General features: G+C 77.0%; 1 protein-coding gene and 1 pseudogene. One reads left to right on the top strand and one right to left on the bottom strand.

All coding sequences use genetic code 11. From position 1 onward, the window contains the following. Positions 1-278: DapH/DapD/GlmU-related protein (locus tag KUM32_RS38880; RefSeq protein ID WP_302185248.1), on the top strand; the 278-nt coding region annotated here is incomplete at its 5' end. 49 nt (positions 279-327) lie between these two features. On the opposite strand, the pseudogene KUM32_RS38875 reads toward KUM32_RS38880, so the two are convergent. Further along, positions 328-552 (bottom strand): annotated as a pseudogene (locus tag KUM32_RS38875) (GNAT family N-acetyltransferase); the annotation flags it as partial.

Below are 552 nucleotides of genomic sequence, written 5' to 3'. Positions count from 1 at the left end.
GCATCCGCCTGGGCGACGGCGTCCTGATCGGCCCGAAGACCAACCTCATCTCGTCCGACCACCCGCTCCCGGCCTCCGAGCGCAGCGCGTTCATCACCCGGGCACCCATCACTATCGAGGCCAACGCCTGGCTGGGCGCGGCCGTGACGGTGCTCCCGGGGGTGACGATCGGCCGCGGCGCCGTGGTGGGCGCTGGCGCCGTCGTCACGAAGGACGTGCCCGCCAACACGCTGGTGACGGGGACGGCCGCGTTCGCGCGCAAGCGCTGGGACGACTGAGCGCGCGGGGCCGGCACGCCCGCCGGAGGCCACGGCCGCGGGGCGACGCTCAGCCGATCGCGCGGCGGTACACCTGCCGCGAGCCGCCCTCCGGCCCGGGGTCGGCGGCCTCCGCGGGGCTGAACCCCAGGCGCTCGTAGAAGACGCGCGCCCCGCTGGCCACGGCGCCCGGATGGTCCGCCCCGAAGGTGATCACCTCGACGCTGCCCGGCCCCCGGACGAACCTCCGCTCCGCGTCCGCCATGAGCGCCCGCCCCACACCGCTCCCCCGCGC

The organism is Streptomyces sp. AC627_RSS907 (assembly GCF_019049165.1).
The sequence above is the reverse complement of the archived record's forward strand: the minus strand, read 5'-3'. Positions and strand labels throughout refer to the sequence as shown.